This window comes from Luteimonas sp. R10 (genome assembly GCF_045689605.1).
In the GTDB taxonomy this organism is placed as follows: domain Bacteria; phylum Pseudomonadota; class Gammaproteobacteria; order Xanthomonadales; family Xanthomonadaceae; genus Luteimonas.
On sequence record NZ_CP141262.1, the window covers coordinates 3,145,998 to 3,171,627 of the forward strand.

General features: G+C 71.2%; 23 protein-coding genes. 12 read left to right on the forward strand and 11 right to left on the reverse strand.

Annotated elements, in window-relative coordinates:
- Window positions 1-47 precede the first annotated feature (47 nt).
- The 5 genes from U3649_RS13770 to prmB all read right to left on the reverse strand — a co-directional run bounded on the left by U3649_RS13770 (window position 48) and on the right by prmB (window position 6,552).
- On the reverse strand, window positions 48-1,937 hold the full coding sequence (locus U3649_RS13770; protein ID WP_407351878.1) for a FimV/HubP family polar landmark protein: 1,890 nt from the start codon (window positions 1,935-1,937) through the stop codon (window positions 48-50).
- Between the two features lie 84 nt (window positions 1,938-2,021).
- Window positions 2,022-3,056: an aspartate-semialdehyde dehydrogenase gene (locus tag U3649_RS13775; RefSeq protein ID WP_407351879.1), complete on the reverse strand. Its 1,035-nt coding sequence runs from the start codon at window positions 3,054-3,056 to the stop codon at window positions 2,022-2,024.
- 242 nt (window positions 3,057-3,298) lie between these two features.
- Window positions 3,299-4,297, reverse strand: a complete 999-nt coding sequence (locus U3649_RS13780) for a 2-hydroxyacid dehydrogenase (RefSeq protein ID WP_407351880.1) — start codon at window positions 4,295-4,297, stop codon at window positions 3,299-3,301.
- Entirely contained in the window at window positions 4,290-5,414 is a 1,125-nt protein-coding gene (aroC, locus tag U3649_RS13785; RefSeq protein WP_407351881.1) for a chorismate synthase, read from the reverse strand. Before aroC ends, U3649_RS13780 begins: the two co-directional genes overlap by 8 nt.
- 175 nt (window positions 5,415-5,589) lie before the next feature.
- Window positions 5,590-6,552, reverse strand: a complete 963-nt coding sequence (gene prmB, locus U3649_RS13790) for a 50S ribosomal protein L3 N(5)-glutamine methyltransferase (protein WP_407351882.1) — start codon at window positions 6,550-6,552, stop codon at window positions 5,590-5,592.
- Window positions 6,553-6,676: 124 nt separating this feature from the next.
- On the opposite strand from prmB, the gene U3649_RS13795 reads away from it, so the two are divergent.
- The 3 genes from U3649_RS13795 (at window position 6,677) to U3649_RS13805 (ending at window position 9,736) form a co-directional block, all read left to right on the forward strand.
- Window positions 6,677-7,324 (forward strand): SCO family protein, encoded by a 648-nt coding sequence (locus tag U3649_RS13795; protein ID WP_407351883.1) that lies wholly within the window; start codon window positions 6,677-6,679, stop codon window positions 7,322-7,324.
- A gap of 102 nt (window positions 7,325-7,426) precedes the next feature.
- Complete coding sequence (asd, locus tag U3649_RS13800; RefSeq protein ID WP_407351884.1) at window positions 7,427-8,299, forward strand: archaetidylserine decarboxylase; 873 nt, start codon at window positions 7,427-7,429, stop codon at window positions 8,297-8,299.
- A gap of 111 nt (window positions 8,300-8,410) precedes the next feature.
- The gene (locus tag U3649_RS13805; RefSeq protein WP_407351885.1) at window positions 8,411-9,736 is read left to right on the forward strand and encodes a hypothetical protein; all 1,326 of its coding nucleotides are present in this window, start codon (window positions 8,411-8,413) and stop codon (window positions 9,734-9,736) included.
- Window positions 9,737-9,805: 69 nt separating this feature from the next.
- On the opposite strand, the gene U3649_RS13810 is transcribed toward U3649_RS13805, so the two are convergent.
- On the reverse strand, window positions 9,806-11,329 hold the full coding sequence (locus U3649_RS13810; protein WP_407351886.1) for a transglycosylase SLT domain-containing protein: 1,524 nt from the start codon (window positions 11,327-11,329) through the stop codon (window positions 9,806-9,808).
- Window positions 11,330-11,699: 370 nt separating this feature from the next.
- On the opposite strand from U3649_RS13810, the gene U3649_RS13815 reads away from it, so the two are divergent.
- Genes U3649_RS13815 through greB form a run of 3 tightly spaced genes read left to right on the forward strand, consistent with a single transcriptional unit; the run spans window position 11,700 to window position 14,273 of the window.
- Window positions 11,700-13,223: a helicase HerA-like domain-containing protein gene (locus U3649_RS13815; protein WP_407351887.1), complete on the forward strand. Its 1,524-nt coding sequence runs from the start codon at window positions 11,700-11,702 to the stop codon at window positions 13,221-13,223.
- Between the two features lie 59 nt (window positions 13,224-13,282).
- Window positions 13,283-13,750, forward strand: a complete 468-nt coding sequence (locus U3649_RS13820; protein ID WP_407351888.1) for a copper resistance protein NlpE — start codon at window positions 13,283-13,285, stop codon at window positions 13,748-13,750.
- Between the two features lie 22 nt (window positions 13,751-13,772).
- The gene (greB, locus tag U3649_RS13825; RefSeq protein ID WP_407354625.1) at window positions 13,773-14,273 is read left to right on the forward strand and encodes a transcription elongation factor GreB; all 501 of its coding nucleotides are present in this window, start codon (window positions 13,773-13,775) and stop codon (window positions 14,271-14,273) included.
- Between the two features lie 60 nt (window positions 14,274-14,333).
- Here greB and U3649_RS13830 read toward each other — a convergent pair whose 3' ends face one another.
- The 4 genes from U3649_RS13830 to U3649_RS13845 form a co-directional block, all read right to left on the reverse strand.
- Window positions 14,334-14,864 (reverse strand): type 1 glutamine amidotransferase domain-containing protein, encoded by a 531-nt coding sequence (locus tag U3649_RS13830; protein WP_407351889.1) that lies wholly within the window; start codon window positions 14,862-14,864, stop codon window positions 14,334-14,336.
- Between the two features lie 219 nt (window positions 14,865-15,083).
- On the reverse strand, window positions 15,084-15,521 hold the full coding sequence (locus U3649_RS13835; RefSeq protein WP_407351890.1) for a hypothetical protein: 438 nt from the start codon (window positions 15,519-15,521) through the stop codon (window positions 15,084-15,086).
- The gene (gene rimO, locus U3649_RS13840) at window positions 15,521-16,876 is read right to left on the reverse strand and encodes a 30S ribosomal protein S12 methylthiotransferase RimO (RefSeq protein WP_407351891.1); all 1,356 of its coding nucleotides are present in this window, start codon (window positions 16,874-16,876) and stop codon (window positions 15,521-15,523) included. Before rimO ends, U3649_RS13835 begins: the two co-directional genes overlap by 1 nt.
- Before the next feature lie 161 nt (window positions 16,877-17,037).
- Complete coding sequence (locus U3649_RS13845; protein ID WP_407351892.1) at window positions 17,038-19,896, reverse strand: S8 family serine peptidase; 2,859 nt, start codon at window positions 19,894-19,896, stop codon at window positions 17,038-17,040.
- Window positions 19,897-20,146: 250 nt separating this feature from the next.
- Between U3649_RS13845 and U3649_RS13850 the strand changes: the two genes are divergently transcribed.
- From U3649_RS13850 to U3649_RS13875, 6 genes are all read left to right on the forward strand, one after another.
- Window positions 20,147-21,322 (forward strand): thiolase family protein, encoded by a 1,176-nt coding sequence (locus U3649_RS13850; RefSeq protein WP_407351893.1) that lies wholly within the window; start codon window positions 20,147-20,149, stop codon window positions 21,320-21,322.
- A 136-nt stretch (window positions 21,323-21,458) separates the two neighbouring features.
- Window positions 21,459-21,818 (forward strand): hypothetical protein, encoded by a 360-nt coding sequence (locus tag U3649_RS13855; RefSeq protein ID WP_407351894.1) that lies wholly within the window; start codon window positions 21,459-21,461, stop codon window positions 21,816-21,818.
- Window positions 21,819-21,994: 176 nt separating this feature from the next.
- Window positions 21,995-22,390 carry a hypothetical protein gene (locus U3649_RS13860; protein ID WP_407351895.1) on the forward strand — a complete coding sequence of 132 codons (396 nt, stop codon included), beginning with the start codon at window positions 21,995-21,997 and terminating at the stop codon, window positions 22,388-22,390.
- 120 nt (window positions 22,391-22,510) lie between these two features.
- Entirely contained in the window at window positions 22,511-24,118 is a 1,608-nt protein-coding gene (locus U3649_RS13865; protein ID WP_407351896.1) for a carboxyl transferase domain-containing protein, read from the forward strand.
- A 275-nt stretch (window positions 24,119-24,393) separates the two neighbouring features.
- Window positions 24,394-24,945, forward strand: a complete 552-nt coding sequence (locus U3649_RS13870) for a polymer-forming cytoskeletal protein (protein ID WP_407351897.1) — start codon at window positions 24,394-24,396, stop codon at window positions 24,943-24,945.
- A complete protein-coding gene (locus tag U3649_RS13875) occupies window positions 24,942-25,316 on the forward strand; it encodes a hypothetical protein (protein WP_407351898.1) in 375 nt (124 codons plus the stop codon). The genes U3649_RS13870 and U3649_RS13875 overlap by 4 nt, the downstream gene beginning before the upstream one ends.
- A 55-nt stretch (window positions 25,317-25,371) precedes the next feature.
- Here U3649_RS13875 and U3649_RS13880 read toward each other — a convergent pair whose 3' ends face one another.
- A complete protein-coding gene (locus U3649_RS13880; protein ID WP_407351899.1) occupies window positions 25,372-25,623 on the reverse strand; it encodes a DUF6587 family protein in 252 nt (83 codons plus the stop codon).
- Window positions 25,624-25,630 lie beyond the last annotated feature (7 nt).

A 25,630-nucleotide genomic window follows, 5' to 3' on the forward strand; every position in this document is an offset into this window, starting at 1 on the left:
CGGCCTTCGGCCGAAGGCCGCGATGGCTGCGGGATGCGCCGGCGCCGTCAGCCGATCTCGCGCAGCAGACGCTCCGCCTCGTCGCGTTCGCCGCTGCTGCCGCCGGCGACGACTTCCTGCAACAGCCCGCGGGCGGTGTCGACATCGCCGAGTTCGACGTAGGCGCGGGCGAGTTCGATGCGCTCCTGCCCCGGCTCGAGCTCCTCCGTCGCGGACGCCGCGGTCGCGTCCGGGCCGGCCTGCTCCACCTGTCCCGCGCGCCCGGCCTGCGTGCCGGACTCGTCGGTCGCGCCCCCGGTTTCCGCGGTCGGCACGGGGCCGTAGTCGAAACGCGGCTCCGGCGCGGGCGCAGCGGGCGGTGCCGTCGGCGGCGACTGCGCGAGCTTGGCGTCGCCGTGCCAGGTCGGCGTGGCGGCGGCGACCCGCTTGCCGGCCTTGCGTGGCGTCGCTGCGACTCGCGCGCCGGAGCCCGGCGCCGCCGCGGTGGTCGGTGCGCCGGCACGGAAGCTGCGCGCGGGCACGGGCTTTTCGCGGCGCGACCAGAGCCACGCCAACAGTGCGGCCAGCAGCAACGCGATGCCGAGGCCCAGCCACAGCCAGGTCCCGCCGCCGGTCTCGACCGCCGGAACGCCAGCCGCGACCGGCTGCTCGCCGGCCGGGGCGAGGGTGGTCGCCGGTTGCCGGTTGGATTCGGCCAGACGCTGCTGCGCAGCGGCCAGTTCGCTGTCCTTGAGCGTGATCAGCTGCTGCTGTTGCTGCTGCAGCTGCTCGAGCTCGGCGATCCGCGCTTTCAGTTCCTCGACCTCGGCGTCGCGCGCGGCCAGCGTTTCCCGGGTTTCCTGTATTTCCTGTCGAAGCATCTCGCCCTCGCCGCCGGCGGTGATGCCGGATCGTGTTCCCGCCTGTTGGCCGCCACCGGAGGATGGCGGCGCGATTTCCAGGCGCGCCTCGGCGGTGCGCGCCGGCCCGCCGCCTTCCGCCGCCGCCGTGTCGCCGGCACCATCCGGAGCAGCCGCGACGGCGGCCTCCGGCTGCGGCGCCGGCGTCGACATCTCGCGCCAGCGCGCCACCTGTGCGCGCACCTCGGCCGTCGCCTCGGCGGCCGAGACGCGGGTGAGCTCGTCGCGCGGCGGAATCCGCAGGACCGCGCCCTGCCGGACCAGGTTGACGTTGCCGCCGATGAACGCCTCGGGATTGGCGCGCAGCAGCGCCAGCATCATCTGGTTCAGGCTGACGTCGTCGTTCGGGGCGATCCGCTGCACGATCTGGCTCAGCGTGTCCCCGGCCTGCACCGGACCGTATTCGCCCGGGACCGACATCGCGGTCGCGGCGGGGGCCGGCGCCGGGGGCCGCGGCGTCGGGGTAGGCGCGACCGTCTCCTCGGCCACCGTTTCGGGCGCGGCGCCCGCCTCGGCGGGCGGGGCCGCTTCCGGCGGCACGTCGGCGATCGCGGTGGCGTCCGGCTGCGGCGGGCGCACGATCGTGCCCGCCGGCGCCGCTTCCGGCGCGCGCACCGGCGGCTGCGCGGGCGCGGCCATGGTGTCGGGCGTATCGACCAGGGCCGAGTATTCGCGCACCAGCCGCCCCTGCCCCCAGTCGACCTCGACCAGGAAGGTCAGCAGCGGCTGCTCGACCGGACCGGCGCTGGTGACGCGGACCACGGGACGGCCGCCGGCGTCGAGCGCGACCGTGAACTGCAGGTCCGAGACCACGCCCTGCGGCGGTTCCAGCCCGATCCTGGCGAAGGTTTCGGGCGATGCCAGCCGCGCCTGCAGGTGCCGCAGTTCCGCCGGATCGCCGGAAACGATCGGGATCTCGGCCAGGAACGGCTCGCCGTACTGCGAACGCACCTGGATCTGGCCGAGCCCGAGCGCGAACGCCGGACCGGCCATCAGCACCAGCGCCAGTACCCACGCGATTCGCCACTTCGACAGCATGCATCTCCCCCTCGTCGGGCTACGACTCTAGCCGGCCGGACCGTCGATTCGCAACGACGCGGCCGGAAAAAGCGTGACCCCCGCCTACTCCGCGCCCGCGGCCGCCGCGACCAGCTCGGCGATCTGTACCGCGTTCAGGGCCGCGCCCTTGCGGATATTGTCGGAGACGATCCACAGGTTCAGCCCGCGCGGGTGCGAGAGGTCCTCGCGGATGCGGCCGACGTACACTGCGTCCCGCCCGGAGGCATGCGTCACCGGAGTCGGATAGCCGCCGGCGACCGGATCGTCCACCACCTCCACGCCCGCCGCCGCCGCCAGCAGCGCGCGCGCGCGCGCCGCGGTGAGCTTGTCGCGGGTCTCGATGTGCACCGCCTCGGAGTGGCCGTAGAACACCGGTACCCGCACCGCGGTCGGATTCACCTGGATGCTGTCGTCGCCGAGGATCTTCCGGGTCTCCCAGACCAGCTTCATTTCCTCGCGGGTGAAGCCGTTGTCCATGAACTCGTCGATCTGCGGGATGAGGTTGAAGGCGATCTGCACCGGGAACCGCTGCGGATCGGCGTCCTGGAAGTTCAGCAGCGCGCCGGTCTGGCGGCCCAGTTCCTCCATCGCCGCGCGCCCGGCGCCGGAGACCGACTGGTAGGTGGCGACGTTGATGCGCTCGATCCCGGCCTCGCGGTGGATCGGCGCCAGCGCCACCAGCATCTGCATGGTCGAGCAGTTGGGGTTGGCGATGATCCCCCGCGGCCGCACTTTCGCGGCCTCCGGATTCACCTCGCTGACCACCAGCGGCACGTCGTCGTCGTAGCGGAACGCAGAACTGTTGTCGATGACCACGGCGCCGGCGGCGGCGAATTTCGGCGCGTACTCCTTCGATACCGAGCCGCCGGCGGAGAACAGCGCGATTTCGATGCCGGCCGGGTCGAACGTCGCCAGGTCCTGCACGAAGGCCTCGTCGTCGCCGAACGCGACGGTGCCGCCGGCGGAGCGTTCGCTGGCGAGCGCGACCAGTTCGGACACCGGGAACCGGCGCTCGGCCAGGATCGACAGCATGGTCTCGCCGACCGCGCCGGTGGCGCCGACGACCGCGACCTTGAAACGTCTGGAAGGGGAATTCATTGGATGCGATTTCCGGGAGTCATGGGGAGAGAGAACATTCATTTCCCGCAGGAGCGGCTTCAGCCGCGACCGCGCGGGAGACACGAACCAGCCGCCGTCGTTTTCCTTCGCAACGCGCGGCGGCGCGCCTGTCGTCGCGGCTGCTGGCGGATCTGCCTGGCGCGGTCGCGGCTGAAGCCGCTCCTACAGGGACGTTGGTACCGGTTTCGGGGACCTGCGGCCGCGATGATGCGGCCAGGCCCCTATCGTTTCATCTTTCCGGCGTTCACCGGCGCCGGCGGCCGGCCGGCGTCCGGGCCGCACCCGAGCGCGGCGACCAGGTTGTCGACCGCCAGCGCCACCATCGCCCGGCGCGTGGCCGGGCTGGCGCTGGCGATGTGCGGGGTGAGCACCACGTTGCGCAACGCCAGCAGTTCCGGCCGCACCGCCGGCTCGCCCTCGTAGACGTCGAGCCCGGCGGCGGCCAGGCGGCCGTGCGCGAGCGCGTCGGCGAGCGCGGGCTCGTCGACGATGCCGCCGCGGGCGACGTTCACCAGGGTCGCGGTGGGCTTCATCTTCGCCAGCGCGGCGGCGTCGACGACGTGGTGCGTCTGTGGCGTGTACGGCAGCACCAGCACCAGGTGGTCCGCCTGCGCCAGCAGTTCGTCGAAACCGACGTACCGCGCCCTGCAGGCGCCCTCCGTCTCCGCCGGCAGCGGCCTGCGGTTGTGGTACAGCACGCGCATGTCGAAGCCGGCGGCGCGGCGGGCGATCCCCTGCCCGATCCGGCCCATGCCCAGGATGCCGAGGGTGCTGCCGTGCAGGTCGGCGCCGAGCATGCGGTCGAACGACCATCGGTCCCAGCGCCCTTCTCGCAGCCAGCGCTCGGACTCGGTGATGCGGCGCGCGGTGGACATCAGCAGCGCGAAGCCGAAGTCGGCGGTGGTCTCGGTCAGCACGTCGGGGGTGTTGGTGACCAGCACCCCGGCGGCGGTGAGCGCCGGCAGGTCGAGGTTGTCGTAGCCGACGGCGACGTTGGCGACCGCGCGCAGCCGCGCGGCGCCGGCGATTTCCTCCGCGCCGACCTTCTCGCTCAGGGTGACCAGGGCGCCGTCGACGTCGCGCAGATGGGCAGCGATGTCCGCGGGCCGGTAGCGGTCCTCCACCGACGTGCGCACCACCTCGAAATGCTCGTCCAGGCGCATGGTGATGTCCTCGAACAGCGGGCGCGCCAGCCACACCCGCGGACGCGGCTCAGCCATCGCCGGCGTCCCCGGGCGATGGTCCGCGGGCGTCGGCCGGGATCCGCGGCGCCACCTGGCCGACATCGCCGCACTGGGCGCGGTGGCGCAGCGCCTGGTCCATCAGCACCAGCGCCAGCATCGCCTCGCAGATCGGCGTGGCGCGGATGCCGACGCAGGGATCGTGGCGGCCGGTGGTCACCACGTCCACCGCTCCGCCGTCGACGTCGAGCCCGCGCCCGGGCAGGCGCAGGCTCGAGGTCGGCTTGAACGCGACCGAGGCGACGATGCGCTGCCCGGTGGAAATCCCGCCGAGGATGCCGCCGGCATGGTTGGACAGGAAGCCCTCGGCGCTCATCTCGTCGCGGTGCGCGGTGCCGTGCTGGGCCACGCTGGCGAAGCCGTCGCCGACCTCCACGCCCTTGACCGCGTTGATCGACATCATCGCCGCGGCGAGTTCGGCGTCCAGCTTGCCGTAGACCGGCTCGCCCCAGCCCGGCGGCACGCCGTCGGCGACCACGACGACCCGCGCGCCGACCGAATCGCCGGACTTGCGCAGCGCATCCATGTAGGTTTCCAGCTCCGGCACCTGCGCCGCGTCCGGCCAGAAGAACGGATTGCCCTCGACCGCCGACCAGTCGTGCGCCGCCGGGACCACGCCGCCGATCTGCGCCAGGTGCCCGCGCACGAAGACGCCGTGGCGCTCGCGCAGCCAACGCTTGGCGATCACCGCCGCGGCCACCCGCATCGTGGTCTCGCGCGCCGAGGAGCGGCCGCCGCCGCGCGGGTCGCGGATCCCGTACTTCTGCCAATAGGTGTAGTCGGCGTGGCCGGGGCGGAACTGCCGCGCGATGCGGTCGTAGTCCTTGCTGCGCGCGTCGGTGTTCCTGACCAGCAGCGCGACCGGCGTGCCGGTGGTCCTGCCCTCGTACACGCCGGACAGGATCTCGACCGCGTCGCTCTCGTGCCGCGCCGAGGTGTGGCGGGTGCGGCCGGTGGCGCGCCGCGCCAGGTCTCCGGCGAAGTCCTCCGCGGCGATCGCGACTCCGGGCGGGCAGCCGTCGATCACGCAGCCGATCGCCGGGCCGTGCGATTCGCCGAAGGTGGTGACGCGAAACAGCTGCCCGAACGTGTTCAAGGGCGGCGCCCCCCGGTCTCCGCCCTTCCAGGACTGCGCCAGGAGTCCCCTCCCCTTTGAAAAAGGGGGGCAGGGGGGATTTGCTGTTGTTTTCCGCTCGCCCCGGACGAAAGCAAATCCCCCCTGCCCCCCTTTTTCAAAGGGGGGAAAGGCATGGTGCTGGTGGGAGACGGGCTCAAAACAGGCTCCCTGCGGCGGCCGCCGCCGGCGCCGGGGTCGCGCCTTCCCGGGCGGCGGCGAGCTCGGCGATGCGGACGTTGTGCTTCACCAGGTCGTGGCACTCGACCACGAACACGCCCATCTGCCCGACTTTGAATTCCACCCACACCAGCGGCAGGTCCGGCAGCAGCGCGGTCAGCGCACGCTCCGACTCGCCCACCTCGCAGATCAGCAGCCCGTCCTCGCGCAGGTGCAGCGGCGCGTCGCGCAGGATCTTCAGCACCAAGTCGAGGCCGTCGTCGCCGGCGCGCAGGCCCATCTCCGGCTCGTACGAATACTCCGGCGGCAGCGCGTCGGTCTCGTCGTTGGTGACGTAGGGCGGGTTGCTGACGATCAGGTCGTAATGCTCGCCCTGCAGCGCGGAGAACAGGTCGGACTTCAGCAAACGCACGTTGTGCGCCTGCAGCCGCGCCTGGTTCTCGGCGGCCAATGCCAGCGCATCGTCGCTCAGGTCGGCGCCGTCGACGTGCCAGTCCGGGTTGTAGTGCGCCATGGCGATGGCGATGCAGCCCGAACCGGTGCACAGGTCGAGCGCGCGCCGCACCTCGCGGCCGCCGAGCCACGGCTCGAAGCCGGTCTCGATCAATTCGGCGATCGGCGAACGCGGCACCAGCGCGCGGCCGTCGGACTTGAAGCTGAGCCCCGCGAACCAGGCCTCGCCGGTCAGGTAGGCGGCGGGCACGCGTTCCTCGATCCGGCGCAGGAACAAGCCCAGCACCTCCTCCTTCTCCGCCAGCGTCACCCGCGACTGCCCGTATGCCGGCGGCAGATCGTGCGGCAGGTGCAGGGCGTGCAGGGTCAGCTGGGTGGCCTCGTCGAGCGCATTGTCGTAGCTATGGCCGAACGTCAGCCCGGCCGCGTTGAAACGGCTGGCGCCGTAGCGGATCAGGTCGATGATCGTCTGCAGTTCGTCGGTCATGGCGCGCGCGGGCCCGTGGCGGCCGGGAAGTTGTCGTATCGGGGAGGAGCGGCCGCCCGGGCAGCCGTTCGGGAAGTATATCGGCCGCGCGGGTATCATGGTCGAACTTCAAGTGGAATCTCAGATGTTCAACCGTGCCACGCTCATCGTCCTCGTGATCGCCCTCGCCGGCGGCCTCGGCCTGCTGGCGGCGCAGCGGCTGACCTCCGAACCGGCCTCCGCCTTGCCGGAAACGCAGGCGGTCACGCTGTTCCCGCAGCCGCGCGCGCTGCCGGCGTTCGCGCTGCAGCAGTCCGACGGCACCCAGCTGGTGCCGGGCGAACTGCACGGCCACTGGACCGTCGTGTTCATCGGTTTCACCTTCTGCCCGGACGTCTGCCCGATGACGCTCGCCGAACTGTCGCGGGCGCAGAAGCAATGGGAGGACATCCCGGACAGCGTGCGGCCGCGGGTGCTGTTCGTCTCCGTCGATCCCGAGCGCGACACGCCCGACCGCGTCGGCGAGTACGCCGCCGCCTTCCACCGTGACACCCTGGCCGCTACCGCCGACGTCCCGGCGCTGGAAGAGTTCGCCCGTTCGCTGTCGCTGGTGTTCATGAAGGCGCCGCCGCCGCCCGGCGCGCCGGATGACGGCTATACCATCGACCATTCCGCGGCGATGGCGGTGCTCGACCCGCAGGGGCGCATGGCCGGCGTGATCCAGCCGCCGCTGGATCCGGCCGCGATCGCCGCCGACCTGCGCATGCTGACCGCGGCGCATCGCAACGACTGACCGCGAACCTCGACGCCCTCCCTTCCCGCGCTTGCGGGAGAAGGCGGCGCGAAGCGCCGGACAGAGGACGCCTTCTAGGGCAACCCGACCGCTACTGACCTCATGGATACCGTCACCGCCCTGACCTACGTCCTGCCGCATCGCCTGCTGTCGTCGCTGGCGCGCCGGCTGGCCTATTCGCGCCGCCCGCGCCTCAAGCAGTGGCTGATCGACACGGTGGTGCGCCGTTTCGGCGTCGATCTCGGCGAAGCCGCCGAACCGGATCCGCGCGCCTACGCCAGCTTCAACGCCTTCTTCACCCGCGCGCTGCGACCCGGCGCGCGCATGGCCGATCCGGACCCGCGGGCGCTGCTCGTCCCCGCCGACGGACGCATCAGCCAGTGCGGGGCGATCGGCCACCCGGACGAGCGCGGGCGCATCTTCCAGGCCAAGGGACGATTCTTCACTGCCGCCGAACTGCTCGCCGACGCGGACGATGCCGAACCGTTCGACGGCGGCGCGTTCGCCACCGTCTACCTGTCGCCGAAGGACTACCACCGCGTGCACATGCCCTGGACCGGCACCCTGCGCGAGACCGTGCACGTGCCGGGGCGGTTGTTCAGCGTCGGCCCGGCCGCGGTGCGCGAGGTGCCGCGCCTGTTCGCCCGCAACGAGCGCCTGGTATGCCACTTCGACACCGACTTCGGGCCGATGGCGGTGGCCATGGTCGGCGCGCTGCTGGTCTCCGGCGTGGAGACGGTATGGAGCGGCGAGGAGATTCCGCGCTACGGCGACCGCGTCACCCGGAAGGACTATCGCGGCAAGGGCATCGTGATCGAGCGCTTCGCCGAGATGGCGCGCTTCAATTACGGGTCCACGGTGATCGTACTGTTGCCGCCTGGCGTGGCGGAACTGGCGCCCACGCTGGCGGCTGAGGCGCCGGTGCGGCTTGGACAGCGATTGGCCGTGTTGCGCGACCGGCCTTCGGCGCTCTAGACGACCGCGCACCGGACAGGACTAGGGGTTTTCCCCCTCTACACAGCCGGCGACAAGCAGGCGACCATCCCGCTGACTTCCCTCTTCCGTATCGAACGAAGGAGCAGGTTCATGATCGAGCCAGCCGCGTCGCCCGTCCGCCACTCGCCCGTCCAGGCCGACGACATCGATCAATCGAAGGTCGATGGCGCCCTGCGCAATATCCAGGCCGACTCCATCACCGGACAGTCGGCGTTGGCGAACGCGCTCTCGAATCCGGACCTGAACCAGGCCGAGCGCAACGAGATCCTGCAAACGCTCGCGCGCGGCGACGAGAACCACCTACTTGCGTTCTACGCGAACGATGCCAGCCGCACCCGCGACGACCAGTACGCGTCACTGGGCGAAGACCAGCGGATCATCGGCGAGGCGCTGCAACAGGCCTACGAGGATGGAGCGATCACCGCCGACGACCTGCTGCGCATCTCCGACGTGAACCAGTCCGGCAACGGCGGCCAGCGCTTCCTGACCACGCTGCAGAACGGCGGTGGCGCCCCCGGAGGCACCGTCGAGGCGCTTTCGGATGCGCTGTGGCAGCGCAACGGCAACGACGGACTGGATCGCGCAGGCGCCGCCATCGGCTACACCTCAGATCCGGGCCTGCAAAGCCGCAACCTGAACACGGCAGAGAAACGCCTCGAGGCGTTCGAAGCGCTGGTACAGCTCAACCAGGACGATCCATACAGCGGCATGTATGCCGGCGTCAGCGGGACGATATGGCAGAACACCGCCCTGGCTTCCGCGGGCCGCTTGTTCATTTCCCACAGCAGCGAACTCATCGACCATTACACCGGCGCCGGTGGCGACACCGCGCAAACCGAAACCTTGGCGAACTTCATCAGCCAGACCGTCTTCAACCCCGATGCCCGCGGCATCGTGCTCAACCGCAGCCAGGATCTGGTACCGGCCGTCCAGAGCGCCCTGGGGACGACTGCCGGCCAGTTGCTCGATGGCGCAGGCGCCGCCGAGCCCGGTTCGCTCGAGCAGGAGCGGCTGATAGCGCAGTTCGGACGCCTGACGGCCAGCATCTCCGGCGGCGCCGCCGTGGCCCTGACCGAGTACACGGACCAGATCAATGCCAACCAGGAGTCGCGCGAGCAGTTCGCAGGAATGGTAAGCACTCTGGTGGGAGAAACGCCCATCGGCAAGGTTCCGGGCTCGGGGGACGCAGTGACGGAGCTGGCGGGCCTGGTGTATGACGCCATCAACGAAAACCCGGAGCGGCCTGATTCGGCTCTGGCCGGCGTTCTCTACGACAGCTACGCCGGGCAGGTCGAGGCCCTGTCCACCGAACTCGACCAGACTGGCCTGCGCAGCGCATTCGACAGCGCCTACTCCGCGGAGTTGCTGAACCTGCAGCAGAATCTCAACGTCAATCTCGGCGGGCACGCCGAATAACGCATCCGTCCCCGTCCCCGGCCAGGGCGCCATCCGGCTGCGCTCGCCGCGCGTCCGGGCACCCTCGGTTCACCGCTGGCAGGCACCCAGCTCCAACCGCTGCCCCGGCCGCAGCGCGTATCGCGGCGGGCGGATTCCATTGCTGCGCGCCAGCGCACCCAGGTCGCAACCGTAGCGTTCGGCGATGCGTCCGAGGGTTTCACCGCGGGCGACGCGGTGCTCGCGCGGCGAAGCCGGCGTTACCGGAGCAACGGCGGCGGCGGCAGTCGCCGGCAGAGGCTGTGCCGGTCCCGAGCGCACGACCGCACTGCCGGGATCGCTGCGCACCAGCTCGTGGGCCAGGTCGGCACGGGCACCGCGGGTGCACCAGCGGTTGTACAGGCCGACCACGCGGGTCGTGGCCCGGAGCTCGGTCCCTGCCGGAATCCACTCGTCCGCCTGGTAGCGCGGATTGAGGTTGCGCAGCATCCGCATGTAGCCGTAGCGGCTGCCGCTGCTGCCCAGGCAGATGGTCAACTCGTAGATCGAGGCCGGCTTCTGCAGCGTCAGCGTCGCCGGCCGCGCGTCGACCTTGGGGAATTCCAGCCCGTACTTCTTCGGGTGCAGGAACAGCCAGGCGGCGGCGATCACCATCGGTACGTAGTCGCGCGTCTCCGGCGGGAACTGGCTGTAGACCGACTCGTCCCAGAAGCTGCGCCCGCCGCTGGCGTTGTGGATGCGCAGCGCCCGTCCCTCGCCGCCGTTGTAGGCGGCCAGCGCCAGCTCGATGTTGCGGTTGAGCTCGGCCATGCGCTCGTTGAGATAGGCCGCGCTGGCCTGCGCCGAGGCATAGGGATCGTAGCGGGTGTCGAAGCCTGTCGCGTCCGGCCCGAGGCCGAAGCGGCGGCCGGTCGCGTACATGAACTGCATCGGGCCGGCCGCGCCGGCACGCGAGGTCGAGTGCACGCGCCCGGTCGACTCCTTGGCCAGGATGCCGAACAGCAGCGCCTCCGGCAGGGCCGAGCGCTCGTAGTGCGGCCACATCAGGTCGCGCATGTACTGGTAGTTCTCGTGGCTGACGATCAGCGAATGGCGCATGTCGGTCAGCCAGCGGCGGATGGCTTCCTGCACCGCGGGGTTGTACTGCACCATCTCGACGAAGCGGCGGCCGTCGCTGAGCAGCGCCGCGGCGCGCGCGGCCTCCGGCACGTCGCCGGCGGCGCCGGCGGCCATCCCGTCGGGATCGGTATCGAACGGATCGATCTCATCTTCTTCCTCGACCGCCGCCGCCGCATCGGCATCGGCCTTGAGCAGGCGCTTGAACGTGGTGACGAAGCCCGCCGGGTCGCAGCCGCGCAGCTTGCCGCATTCGACCACCACGTCCTCCATGTCCTCCAGCGCCGCATCGCCTTCCTTCACCGCCTCCGGCTCGTTGTTGCGGACCCGCACCATCGCCTCGCGGTAGCGGCCCTCGGCCTGGTCCATGCGCTGCTGCAGCGCCTGGGCCGCGCGCTCGTGGCGGGATTGCGCAGCGGCGTCGGGCAGGTGCAGGGCGATCAACAAGGCGGCCGTGATCGGGACCAGGCGGAGAACGGCACGGCAGGCGACGGGCATGTGATCGAAGGCGACGAGATGGAGCGGCAGGTTAGCGGTCTCCCCGCGGCGCTGGCAAATCCCGGCAGGCGCGCGGCTCCTCGGACCGTCCCCGCCGCAATCCGGCCACTTTTTTTGTGGGAGCGACATTTGTGGGAGCGACGGAAGTCGCGACCGGATGCCGAAGGTCTGCCGCGGCATCACGGCACCCGGCCGACGGCGCGGACGTGCGGATCGCTCGCCGATGCGCGGCCGTCGCTCCCACAAGAAAGCGGCCAGCGCTGCGGCTCCGACGAATCGCCGGCGCTACGCCCGCACATGCGGCGGCCGCCCGCGCGGCCCGCCGCCGGGATCGCATAGAATCCCGGGCATTCTTCCGCCAGGACGCGCCATGGACCCCATTCTCGTCGGCAAGTCGGTCACCACGCCGGAAAGCGGCAACGTCCACCTGCTGCCGAAGTACGGCAACCGGCACGGCCTGGTGGCGGGCGCCACCGGCACCGGCAAGACGGTCTCGCTGATGACCCTGGCGGAAGGTTTCTCGCGCATCGGCGTGCCGGTGTTCCTGGCCGACGTGAAGGGCGACGTCGCCGGCCTCGCCGTCCCAGGCGCCGACAGCGTAGGCGTGCGCGAGCGGGTCGCGACCATCGGCATCGCCGACTACCGCGGCGAGGGCAGCCCGACGATCTTCTGGGACCTGTACGGCAGGCTCGGGCATCCGGTGCGCACCACCGTCAGCGAGATGGGCCCGACCCTGCTCTCGCGGATCCTCGAGCTCAACGACACCCAGGGCGGCGTGCTCGACATCACGTTCAAGCTCGCCGACGACCGCGGCCTGCTGCTGCTCGACCTCGACGACCTGCGCGCCCTGCTCGCCCTGGTGGCCGAGCAGCGCAAGGCGGTCTCGACCGAGTACGGCCTGGTCAGCGCGCAGTCGATCGGCGCGATCCAGCGCGCGCTGCTGCGGCTGGAACAGGAGGGCGGCGCGCAGTTCTTCGGCGAACCGGCGCTGGAGCTGGCCGACCTGATGCGCACCACGCCCGACGGCCGCGGCGTGATCGGCATCCTCGCCGCCGACCAGCTGGTCCTCAAGCCGCGGCTGTATTCGAGCTTCCTGCTGTGGCTGCTGTCGGAGCTGTTCGAGGCGCTGCCGGAAGTGGGCGACCTGGACAAGCCGAAGCTGGTGTTCGTGTTCGACGAGGCCCACCTGCTGTTCAAGGACGCGCCGGCGGCGCTGCGCCAGCGCATCGAGCAGGTGGTGCGGATCATCCGCTCCAAGGGCGTGGGCGTGTATTTCTGCTCGCAGTTCCCGGACGACGTCCCCGACGAGATCCTGGGCCAGCTCGGCAACCGCGTGCAGCACGCGCTGCGCGCCTTCACCCCGCGCGACCAGAAGGCGGTCCGGACCGCGGCGCAGACCTTCGTCGCCAACCCGGCCCTGGACGTGGCGCAGACGATCTCGCAGCTCGGCACCGGCGAAGCGCTGGTGTCCACGCTGCAGGACGTCCCCGGCCAGGGCAAGGGCGTGCCGATGGCGGTCGAACGCACGCTGGTCGCGCCGCCGCGCTGCCGCATGGGCGCCATCACCGACGCCGAGCGCGCGCAGGTGCGCGCCGGCAGCCCGGTCGGCGCGAAATACGACGCCGCGGTCAATCGCGAATCGGCCGCCGAGCGGCTTGCGCAGCGCGCCGAGGCGATGAGCGAACAGGCGCAGGCGCCGAAGGCCAAGGACGCCGACGGCGACGGCGAACGCGGCCTCGGGCGGACGATGAAGGATGCGATCTTCGGCACCGGGCGCCGCCAGGGCATGATCGAGACCATGGGCAAGCAGGCCGCGCGCACCGTCGGCAGCCAGATCGGCCGGCAGATCCTGCGCGGGGTGCTGGGCGGCATCTTCGGCGGAAAGTCGCGCTAGACTCCGGACGGGTGCCCGAGCTGCAATCCCGCGTGCAAAGAAGCGAGCCCACAGTGCCTATGCCGCTGAAAACACTGCTACCCGCCCTGGTGGCCGTCGTCCTCCTTGCCGGCTGCAAGCCCGACGCGGCGCCCGCCCCCGCAGCCGAAGCCCCGGCCGCCGACGCGCCTGCGCCGGAAGCCGCCCGCACCGGTGCTCTCGCCGCCGTCGATCCCGCGGCCTTGGCCGGAACCTTCACGGGGACCCTGCCCTGCGCCGACTGCCCCGGCATCGACACCGTGCTGGAACTGCGCGCCGACGGCAGTGCCGCCCTGACTGAGACTTACCAGGAACGCGGCGAGGCCGAGCCGTCGCGCGGCACCTGGACCGTGGAGGAAGCCGGCACCCGCCTGCGCTTCGATCCCGAAGACAAGGCCAGCGCAGACAGGCTTTACGCGATCGTGTCCGGCGACGAGCTGACCCAGCTCGACCTGGAAGGCGATCCGATCGAGAGCGGCTTCAACTACGGCCTCGAGCGCAAACCCTGACTTCCGAACCCCGGTTCCCCCTCTGAGCCGCTGGCGCCCGCCACCCGAGAAGAGCACCGCGCTGATCACGCGCGAGGGGCACGCGCGCCTGAAGGCCGAGCTGGACGAACTGTGGCGGACCCGGCGGCCCGAAGTGGTGCGCGCACTGGCCGCGGCGGCCGCGGAAGGCGACCGCTCCGAGAATGCCGAATACACCTACCGCAAGAAGCAGCTGGGCGAGATCGACCGCCGCGTGCGCTACCTGTCGAAGCGGCTGGAGACGCTGCGGATCGTGAGCGATGCGCCTTCCGACCGGGACGCGGTGTTCTTCGGCGCCTGGGTGGAACTGGAAGACGTCGACGACGGCCAGACCCACCGCTATCGCGTCGTCGGCCCGGACGAGACCGACGCGAAGCGACGCTGGATCAGCATCGATTCCCCCTTGGCCAGGGCGATGCTGAAGAAGCGGCCGGGCGACGAGTTCGATGCGCAGCTGCCGGGCGGCGCAACGCGCTTCGCGATCGTCGCGGTCGCATACGATTAGCCGCCGCCGCGAAGGACAGCCGGGGGCGCGATGCCGCGGAAGCGGGCCGCTGCGCGACGGTCAAGCCAGCGCCTCGATCACCGCGCGGGTGAAGGCCGGGATGTCGCCGGGATTGCGGCTGGTGATGAGATGGCCGTCGGTCACGACCTCGGCGTCCTTCCAGCGCGCGCCGGCGTTTTCCAGGTCGGTGCGGAGCGACGGCCATGACGTGACCTCCCGGCCTTTCGCCGCGCCGGCTTCGGCCAGCATCCACGGCCCATGGCAGATCGCGGCCAGCGGCTTGCCCGCCCGGTCGAAGGCGCGAACGAAGTCGACCGCCTCCGGTTCGCGGCGCAGGTTGTCCGGATTGATCACGCCGCCCGGCAGCACCAGCGCGTCGTAGTCCTCGGCCCTGACCTGCGACAGCTCCCGATCGACCGGCACCGCGTCGCCCCAGTCCTTCTCCTTCCAGCCGCGGATCTCGCCGGCCTGCGGCGCGATCACCTCCACCGTGAAGCCGGCCTCCTTGAGCTTGGCGCGCGGTTCCATGAGTTCCGATTGCTCGAAACCGTTGGTGGCGAGGACGGCGATGCGCTTGCTGTCGGCGGACATGGCGGGCTCCTGTTGCGTTGGAAACCCGCAGGCTAGGGCGCGCCCGGTTGCGGGCTCGTGAATCACGAAGTCTTGACGCAGGTCGGCTAGCGCATGGCCTGCGGGGTCGCGGCTTCCGTCGCTCCCACAGAGAACCGACGCTCTTGCCACTTGTGGGAGCGACGGAAGTCGCGACAGAACGAAATGTCCGCGGCACGGAAGCCGATGAAGCAAACGACGCTAGCGCCCGCGCACGTCCGGCGTCGCTTCCACCCGCTCCAGTTCGTACAGCCCGGCGCCGGCGATCACCGAGAAATAGCCGCTGTCGATCCGGAATCCCTGCCGCGGGAAGAACGTCCCCGGCGTCACCCGGCACAGCACGAACTCCTCGGACCACCCGCAGCGCAAGCCGCGGCTCTCGCCCACGCCGGGGAACAGGCCCGCCATCTGGTCGGGGCTCGCCACTTCCAGGCGCTTGGGCTGGCCGGCGAACCAGGCCCGCCAACCATTGCCCTCCCGCACCACGCGCAGTCCGACGCCGCCGGCACCGTCGCCGGACACCGCTTCCTCTCCGACCGGGCGGTAATTCCCGCTCAGGCCGTCGGGCTCCTGCGCCGTCGCGGCGCCCAGACGCAGCAGCGCCGCCACCAGGCATGCCACCGCCACCGCATGCCGCATCACGCCGCCACCTCGCCGTACAGGTCGTGCTCGTCGCTGCCCATGATCCGCACGTCGGCGAAGTCGCCCGCGCGCAGGCCGTGCGCGGCGCCGTCCTGGACCTGCACCAGCCCGTCGATCTCCGGCGCGTCCGCCGGCGAGCGCGCGAGCGCCAGTTCGCCGTCGATCGCGTCGACCAGGCAGCGCTGCACGCTGCCGACCTTCGCCTCCAGGCGCTCGGCCGAGATCCGCGCCTGGCGCTCCATGAAGCGCGCCAGCCGCGCCTGCTTGACGTCCTCGTCGACCGGGTCGGGCAGCGCGTTGGCCGCGGCGCCCTCCACCGGCGAGTAGGCGAAGGCGCCGACGCGGTCGAGCTGCGCCTCGTCCAGGAAGTCCAGCAGTTCCTCGAACTCGGCCTCGGTCTCGCCGGGGAACCCGACGATGAAGGTCGAGCGGATGATGAGTTCCGGGCAGGTCGCGCGCCAGCCGCGGATACGCTCGAGCGTACGCTCCACCGCCCCCGGCCGCTTCATCAGTTTCAGGATCCGCGGGCTGGCGTGCTGGAACGGGATGTCCAGGTACGGCAGCAGCTTGCCTTCGGCCATCAGCGGGATGATCCGGTCGACGTGCGGATACGGGTAGACGTAGTGCAGACGCGTCCAGACGCCCAGTTCGGCGAGCCCCTCGCACAATGCCTGCATCCGCGTCTGGTAGCGGCCGCCGCGCCAGTCGCGCTCGGCGTAGCGCAGGTCGACGCCGTAGGCCGAGGTATCCTGCGAGATCACCAGCAGCTCGCGCACGCCGCCGCGCACCAGGCGTTCGGCCTCGCGCAGCACCTCGTCGACCGGGCGCGAGACCAGGTCGCCGCGCATCGACGGGATGATGCAGAAGCTGCAGCGGTGATTGCAGCCTTCCGAGATCTTGAGGTAGGCGTAGTGCTTCGGCGTCAGCTTGATGCCGACGTCGTCGGCCGCGCGCCGCGGCACCAGGTCGACGAACGGATCGTGCGCCTGCGGCACCGCGGCGTGCACCGCGCGCATCACGCTGCCGTAGTCCTGCGGTCCGCTGATCGACAGCACGCCCGGATGCGCCTGGCGGATCACCTCCTCGCGCTTGCCCAGGCAGCCGGTGACGATGACCTTGCCGTTCTCGGCCATCGCCTCGCCGATCGCGTCCAGCGACTCGTCCACCGCCGCGTCGATGAAGCCGCAGGTATTGACCACCACCACGTCGGCGGCGTCGTAGCTGGGCACGATCTCGTAGCCCTCGACCTTCAGCTGGGTCAGGATGCGCTCGGAATCGACCAGCGCCTTCGGGCAGCCGAGGCTGACGAAGCCGACCCGGGGACCGGCGGGCTTGTGGGGAACGGCGGACATGTGCGGACCGGAGCGAAACGGGCGGCGATTATAGCGTTCGCGCAGAAACGGCCCGGATCCGGGCCGTTTCGCTCATCGAGCGTACATCTCCACGCACTGAATGCGCCCGGCCGCCGCAATGGTGGACCGCTCCGGCGTCGCCCCGGAGCGGCCGTCCGCGCTCAGAACCCCAGCGCGTAGCGCAACGAGACCATCCGCGCGTCGCCGCGCGGGCCGAAACGCTGGTCGTAGCCCAGGGTCATCACCGCGTTGCGGCCGACCCAGGCATCCAGGCCGAGCCCGAACAGCCCCCCGGACCGGCCCGGCTGCAGGCCCGCCAGCGGCGACCAGGCGTCGGCGCCGACGAAGCCGGCGTCGATGTCCAGGCCGCTGGCGCCGAGCGTGTGCTGCCACTCGGCGTAGCCGCGCAGGGTCAGCGCCGACCAGCCGCGTTCGGCGCGCACGCCGGCGATCGCCTGGCTGCGGCTCGACGTCCACGGATCGGCACGCAGGCCGAAGCCGTCGCCGCCGAGTTCCGAGAAGCCTTCGCTGTCGATCCGCGTGTACTCGGCGCCGACGTACGGCGTCAGGTGCGCGTCGCGCTCGCCGAAGCGATAGCCGCTCTCCAGGTTGGCGGTCAGGTAATCACCGGCGTAGGAACTGAACACGCCCATCGACTGCCGCCCCGTGAACAACTGCCGTTCCAGGCGGCGATCGAAGCGGCCGAAGCCCACCTGGCCCAGGGTGTAGGCGTTGCCGTGCAGGCTGCCCGCGTACAGCTGGGTCTGGGTCTGGCGGTCGCGGCCGCGGTCGCGGCTGCCGTCGCGGCGGCTGTCGGCGCGGGTCTCGCCGAAGGCGAAGCCGGCGATGCCGTTGCCGCCGAAGCGGAAGTCGCGGCCAATCATCCAGCCGTCGACGGCGTAGTCGCTGCCGGAATATCCGCCCTGCCCGCCGCCGCCGAGTTCGCGCTTCCACACGCCGGCGGCCCGCGGCTGCAGGCTGCTGTCGCCGAACTGCGCCGACAGCGCGCGCCGGCTCATGTCGATCGCGTCGAAGGTCGTCGACGAGGCCAGCGCGTGCAGTTCGCCGGACAGGCTCGACAGCGACGCCGCGGCGGTCGCCTCGTCGGCGATGCGCTGGAAGTCGCCCGCGACCCGGATGAAGCCGCCGGCGATCGCGCCCTCGCCGGCCTCGCGTTGCCCGTCGATCTGGCGGAATGCGTTCTCCACGCGCTGCGCCGATGCGAGCGAGGCGGCGGTGATGTCGCCCATGCCCATCGCGGCCGCGCTCACGTCGAGGCGGGTGACGTCCAGCCACACGCGGCCGCCGGTGTAGTCGTAGCGGATCGTGCCCTCGAAGAACAGGCTGTCGTCGTAGGTGTAGCCGTCGAAGCGGCCGTCGAGCGTCCCGCCGGCGCGCAGCACGTCCTCGCGGTTGCGCCGGACGTAGCCGTCGACCGCGCCGGCGACGTGCACGGTGCCGCCTTCGATGGTCGCGTCGCCGCCGACCTCGAGCGCGCCGGCGCCGAAAACCACCGCGAGCTCCGCATCGGCGCCGTGGGTGTAGTCGCCGCCGATGGTCAGCGCGGTGGTGCCGTCGCCGGCGTCGAGCAGCAGCCTGCCCGCGTTGCCGACGTTGCCGGCGACGTGGCCGTCGCCGCTCAGGGTGCCGCCGGCACGGATGGAAACGTCGGAGTTGCCGAGCGAGCCGCTCAGGCGCAACGTGCCGCCGTCGACCAGGGTGGCGCCGCGATAGGCATTCGCGCCCGACAACTCGAGGATGCCGCTGCCGCGCTTGGTCAATCCGCCCGTGCCCTCGATGTCGTTCGACCAGACCGAGGTCGTGCCGTCGAAGTCCGCCGTCACCCGTCCCCAGTCGAAGCGCGCCGGTCCCTGCACGGCCCTGCCCACGTCCAGCAGCCCGTAGCCGAAGACGTCGTCCACGCCCGCGGCGCCGATGTCCTGCGCGGTGCCCAGGATGGTCTGGCGCACCAGGTCGTTGTCGAACCAGGGGAACGCTTCCCAGACCAGCGCCGCGGCGCCCGAGACCTGCGGCGCGGCGAAGGAAGTGCCCGACCAGCGCCAGTATTCGGGGTTGTCCGGCGCATCATCGGTTCCGGTGGTGACCACCGTGCCCGGTGCCGCCAGGCAGTAGTTCATGGCGATGCCGCAGGCGTTCGGGTAGACCTCGCCGTCGATCGCGTCCAACTGGTCCGGGTCGTCGGGGTCGACCGCGGTCACGGCGATCCAGCCGCGCTCCAGGTCCGCCGCGGGGGTGCTGCCGTTCGGTCCGGACTGGCTGGGCAGCGCCGCCATGTCGGTCGGATCGGCCTCGCCCAGGTTGCCGGTGGCGAAGACCACCAGCCCGTCGTTGCCGATGATGAAGTCGCGGTACTCATCGGCGATCGGCGCGGTCGCGGCCGGATCGTCCCAGTACAGCCCGCCCCACGAGTTGTTCATGATGCGCACGTCGCGGTCGATCATGTCCTGGTGGATCGGCTCCAGCCCGAGCGCGCCATCGACCTCGTTGCCCTGGCCGCTGCCGTCGTCGTCCGGCGGTTCGTCGTTGATGATGCGCGCCGAGACGATCTCCGCGCCCTGCGCGATGCCGCCCGGCCATTGTCCGAACGGCTGGCCGGCGATGATCTGCGCGACGGCGGTGCCGTGGCCGTCGACATCGTCGATGGACAGGTCGTTGTCGGAGGAACTGACGTAGACCAGGTTGTCCACCACGCGTCCCGCAAGCGCCGGGTGTTCGGGATTGACGCCGGTGTCGAGCACGCCGATGCGGACACCCTCGCCGGTGAATCCGGCTTCGATGGCGGCATCGGCATTGGTCAGCGCCAGGTGGTCGCTGTAGGCCGGGTTCGGCGGCTCGACCACGGCCGGTGGCGGCGGGCCGGGCGGCGGGCTGGGCGGCGGGGTGTCGGGACGGGTGTTGCTCCCGCCGCCGCCGCACGCCGTCAACGCAAGCCCGACCGCGGCCGCCAGCAGCGAAAGCCGGAACGACGGTGCCGTTGCGGCGCCCTGGATCTTCTTCATGGATGCGTCTCCCTCTTCGACGGCTCTCGCGCTCATGCGGCCCGCGTCCCGGAGTGCGTCCCACCGCCGAGCCTGACCGGACCTGGTGACCACCATCTATACCTGCAAACACATGCCGTCGCCAGCGCGAAACCGTGACACATCGCCGGCAATCGCGCGAAACCGGGTGAATGGGCCGTGCGTTTGCCGCACCCGGACGACAGCGCGATAATTCCGCCTTTACCGGGCCCCCGCCCCTGTCGGAGCAATCATGAGCGACGTCGTCATCGTCGGTGCCAAGCGCACCGCCATCGGTTCCTTCCTCGGCCAGTTCACCGGCGTGCCGACGCCGACGCTCGGCGCCGCCGCGATCCGCGGCGCGCTGGAACAGGCCGGCGTCGCGCCCGACCAGGTCGACGAGGTGATCATGGGCTGCGTGCTGCCCGCCGGCCTCGGCCAGGCGCCGGCGCGCCAGGCGTCCCGCAGCGCGGGCGTTCCCGATGCCGCCGGCTGCACCACCATCAACAAGGTCTGCGGCTCGGGCATGAAGGCGGTCATGTTCGCGCACGACCTGATCCGCGCCGGCTCCTCCACCGTCGCCGTCGCCGGCGGCATGGAGTCGATGACCAACGCCCCGCACCTGCTCAACGGCTCGCGCACCGGCATCCGCTACGGCAGCGCCGAGTTCCTCGACCACATGGCGTGGGACGGCCTCACCAACCCCTACGACGGCAAGGCGATGGGCGTGTTCGGCGACGCCACCTGCGAGAAATACGGCTTCGGCCGCGAGGCGCTCGATGCGTTCTCGGCCGAGAGCGTGAAGCGCGCGCAGGCGGCGACCGCGGACGGCGCCTTCCGCGACGAGATCGTTCCGGTCACGGTCAAGTCCCGCAAGGGCGAGACCGTGGTCGAGACCGACGAGGAACCGGGCCGGATCGACGTCGCCAAGATCCCGACGCTGCGCCCGGCGTTCGGCAAGGAAGGCTGCCTGACCGCGGCCTCGTCCTCGAAGATCTCCGACGGCGCCGCCGCCGCCGTGCTGATGTCCGCCGACGAGGCCGGCAGGCGCGGGCTGACGCCGCTGGCGCGCATCGTCGCCCACGCCGGCCATGCGCAGGCGCCGGAATGGTTCACCACCGCGCCGGTGGCGGCGATCGGCAGCGTGCTCGAGCGCGCCGGCTGGTCGGTCGACGACGTCGACCTGTTCGAGGTCAACGAGGCGTTCGCCTGCGTGGCGATGGCGCCGATGAAGGACCTGGGAATTCCCCACCACAAGCTGAATGTCAATGGCGGCGCCTGCGCGCTCGGACACCCGATCGGCGCCAGCGGTGCCCGATTGCTGGTCACGCTGATAAATGCCCTGCGGACGCGGGGTTACCGTCGCGGCGTCGCTTCGCTGTGCATCGGCGGTGGCGAAGCCACCGCGATCGCCGTCGAGGTGGCGTGAACGGCCGACGCCTGGGTTAACGGCATTTTTACGCCGTGAATCAAACACATACTTGACACGCATCACCGGCTTGTCATGATGTGCCCCGGCGCGCAGTCACGCGCGTTCTGACTCACCACACGACGAGGAAATCAACATGTCCATCAACAAGGCTCTGCTTGCCCTGGCTATGGGTTTCGCCCTGGCCGCTTGCTCGAACCAGGATACCGCGCAGGACGCGGCCGCCGACGCGGCTGACGCCGCTGCCGAGGCCCAGGCCCAGGCCGACGCCGCCTACGGCGACGAGGCCGCGCAGGCCGCTGCCGACACCGCCGACACGGCCGCCGACAGCGCCGCCGACGCCGCCGCCGACGCTTCCGCCGCCACCGACGATGCGGCCGATGCCGCCGCCGACGCCGCCCAGGACGCTGCCAACGTCGCCGAGGACGCGGCCGATGTCGCCGACGAGGCCCAGGACGCGGCCGAAGAGAACGTCGAAGAAGAGCCGATGCAGTAAGTTCGCCTCGAGCCGAATGGCTCGATGCGACCTGTGGTACCAGAGAAGCCGCCGGATTCCCGGCGGCTTTTCTTTTGCGCTCGCCGACTTGGCGACAGCGCTCCCGTCGTGCACGCCTCCTTCACCGGAGCGGGGCAAGACTGCCCGCGCTCCAAGCCCTCTCGAAGGAGAACCCCATGGACAGCAAGCTCCTGATCCTCGCCGCCACCGTCGTGCTCAGCCTCGGCGCTTGCCGGGACGACACCGCGAGCGCCCAGCAGGAGGCCGACGAGGCCGCGGCAGCCGCCGAAGACGCGCGCCAATCCGCTTCCGAGGCGCTCGACGCCGCCGGTGCCGCCGCCCGCGAGGGCTACGATGCCGCCTCCGCCGGCGCGCGCGAGGCCACCGCCGACTCGCGCGAAGCGATGGACCGCGCCGGCGACGCCACCGAAGCCACCGCGCGCGAAGCCGCCGCCGAGGCTTCCGAGGCGGCCGCCTCGGCCGCCCGCGCCAGTTCCGACGCCATGGACCGCGCCGCCGAGAGCGCCGACACCGCCGCCGAGGACGCGCGCGACGATCGCAACGACCGCTAGCAGTTCGACGCCTTCGCGTCGTCGGCAAGGCCTGCGCCGCTGCGCGGGCCTTTTGCTTGCTGCCGGCGGCAGCGCGGCCGCGGCGGTTATCCTGTCGGCCCGCCGTTCGGATGCCCGCGCATGCCCGTACTGAGTTCGAGCCTGGACCCGCGCTCGCAGGACTTCCTCGACAACGCCAGCCATCACCGGGCGCTGGCGGACGAACTCGATCGCCGCCTGGCCCGCGCAGCCGAAGGCGGCGGCGAAAAGGCCCGCGGCAAGCACAGCGCCCGCGGCAAGCTGCTCGCGCGCGAACGCATCACCGCGCTGCTCGACGCCGGCTCTCCGTTCCTGGAAATCGCGCCGCTGGCCGCCGAGGACATGTACGACGGCGCCGCGCCCGCGGCCGGCCTGGTCTGCGGCATCGGCCGGGTCATGGGCCAGGAAGTGGTGATCGTCGCCAACGACGCCACCGTCAAAGGCGGCACCTACTTCCCGATGACGGTGAAGAAGCACCTGCGCGCGCAGGAGATCGCGCGCGAGAACCGCCTGCCCTGCGTCTACCTGGTCGACTCCGGCGGCGCGTTCCTGCCGCTGCAGGACGAGGTGTTCCCCGACCGCGAGCATTTCGGCCGCATCTTCTACAACCAGGCGCGGATGAGCGCCGAGAACATCCCCCAGGTCGCGGTGGTGATGGGCAGCTGCACCGCCGGCGGCGCCTACGTGCCGGCGATGTGCGACGAGTCGGTGATCGTGAAGGGACAGGGCACGATCTTCCTCGGCGGGCCGCCGCTGGTGAAGGCGGCCACCGGCGAGGTGGTGGACGCCGAGGCGCTGGGCGGCGCCGACGTGCACACCGGCGTCTCGGGCGTGGCCGACCATTTCGCCGAGGACGACCGCCACGCGCTGCAGATCGCGCGCGACATCGTCGGTGGCTTCAACCGCCGCAAGGACGCGCGCCTGACGTTGCGTGAGGTGCGCGAACCGCGCTACCCCGCCGAGGAGCTGTACGGCATCGTGCCGAAGGACACGCGGCGGCCGTTCGACGTGCGCGAGGTGATCGCGCGCATCGTCGACGGCAGCGAACTGCAGGAGTTCAAGGCCCGCTACGGCAGGACCCTGGTCACCGGCTTCGCCCACCTCCACGGCTATCCGGTCGGGATCGTCGCCAACAACGGCATCCTGTTCTCCGAGAGCGCGCTCAAGGGCGCCCACTTCATCGAGCTGTGCAACCAGCGCGGCATCCCGCTGGTGTTCCTGCAGAACATCACCGGCTTCATGGTCGGCCGCAAGTACGAGAACGCCGGCATCGCCAAGGACGGCGCGAAGATGGTCACCGCGGTGGCGTGCTCGAGCGTGCCCAAGTTCACCGTGGTCATCGGCGGCAGCTTCGGCGCCGGCAACTACGCCATGTGCGGCCGCGCCTACGGCGCGCGCTTCCTGTGGATGTGGCCCAACGCGCGCATCAGCGTGATGGGCGGCGAGCAGGCCGCCAGCGTGCTGGCGACGGTGCGCCGCGACGGCATCGAGGCCAAGGGCGGCGAATGGAGCGCGGAGGAGGAGGAAGCCTTCAAGGCGCCGATCCGCGCGCAGTACGAATCGCAGGGCAGCCCCTGGTACGCCACCGCGCGCCTGTGGGACGACGGCGTCATCGATCCGGCCGACACCCGGCGGGTGCTGGGGCTGGCGGTCTCGGCCTCGCTCAACGCCCCGGTCGAACCGGCGCGGTTCGGCGTGTTCCGGATGTAACCGGCCCGTCACCGGATCGTCAGCCGCCGGCGCCAGGCTCGGGCCGGTGGCCGGGATCCCCCAAACCCTCGTGTGGAGGCGGCGTGGAGACTCCGGACCGGCGGGCTCAACAAGCCGCCGTAACGTCCCGCCGGATCTCGGATTCGGTGAGGGCGGTCACATCGCGGCGTGGCGACCTGCATGCTAGTCTCGCGGCCACGACCCTGTCGTTCCTGCGCGGCTGCCCGCCTGCGGCCGATACGCCTGTCCCTGTTCGTCCATGAGGAATTTTCGTGATGGCCATCTTCAACCAGCCCAACTCCGCCAAGAAGGACGCGGCCCCCTCCTTCGCCCCGGAACCCGTCGCCGCGCCGGCCCGCGACCCGCAGCCGGCCGTCGCCGACTTCAACCCGACCCAGACCGCCCCGCCGCGGCGCCCGGCCACCAGCGAGGTCAAGGAGTCGCTGATCGCGGCCAACCTGACCATCGAGGGCAAGATCGAGGGCACCGGCCACGTCCGCATCGCCGGCCGGTTCAAGGGCGACGTCAACGTGCAGGGCGACCTGACCATCGAGAAGGGCGCCAAGCTCAACGGCGGCGTGCGCGCCGAGAAGGTCGTCGTCTCCGGCGATCTCGAGGGCAACATCGATTCCGCCTCGCGGGTCGAGCTGCTCGACACCGCGGTCATGAACGGCGACCTCAAGGCGGGCTCGCTGACCGTCGCCGCGGGCTCGAAGATCCGCGGCCACATCGAGTGCGGCTGGGAGAAGGACGCGAACCAGAAGGTCAACGGCAACGGCAAGTCCGAAGCCAAGGCCGACAAGGCGGATCTCGAACTCGCCTCATGAACAACGGCCGGCCGGGTGCGGCGGGCGCCACGCGCACCTGCCCGCACTGCAAGACGACGATCCTGCAGAGCGCCAGCGTCTGCCCGTCGTGCCGGCACTATCTGCGCTTCGATTCGGCGGCGTCCGCGGGCGTCGCCGAATCGACCACCGCGCTGCAGGTCGAAGGCACGATCCGCCACCCGGCCGAGGGCGGCGCCTGGGAGTACTCGGTGGTGCTGCTCATCCGCGACGACGAGGGCAACGAGATCAACCGCCAGGTGGTCGGCGTCGGCGCCCTGCACGCGGGCCAGGAACGCAGCTTCAGCCTCGCGGTCGAGGTGTTCCCGACCAGCGACATGCGCAGGCCGGTCAAGCGCAGCACGAAACACTGAAAAGCAGCAACGAGGAACGAATGAGTGCTGCCCTGCCCTGACTCGTTCCTCGTTTCTAGCGCTTCGTCTTCACCGGGCCGCAGCCGTCGCAGCCGCCGCACGTGCCGCCGCCCGTCGTCGCCGGCGGCGCCAGCAGGCGGCCGAGCGGGCGCAGCCATTGCGGCCGGCCCTCGCGCAGCAGCGGCAACGCCAGCGCGCCACGCAGGCTGCGCACGACGCCGGGGAACTGCTTCGCCAGCACCGCCCAGGCGCTGGCCGTCACGGCCAGCGCGACGAGGACGTACTGCAGGGCGATCGACGCGCTCATCGCCCGC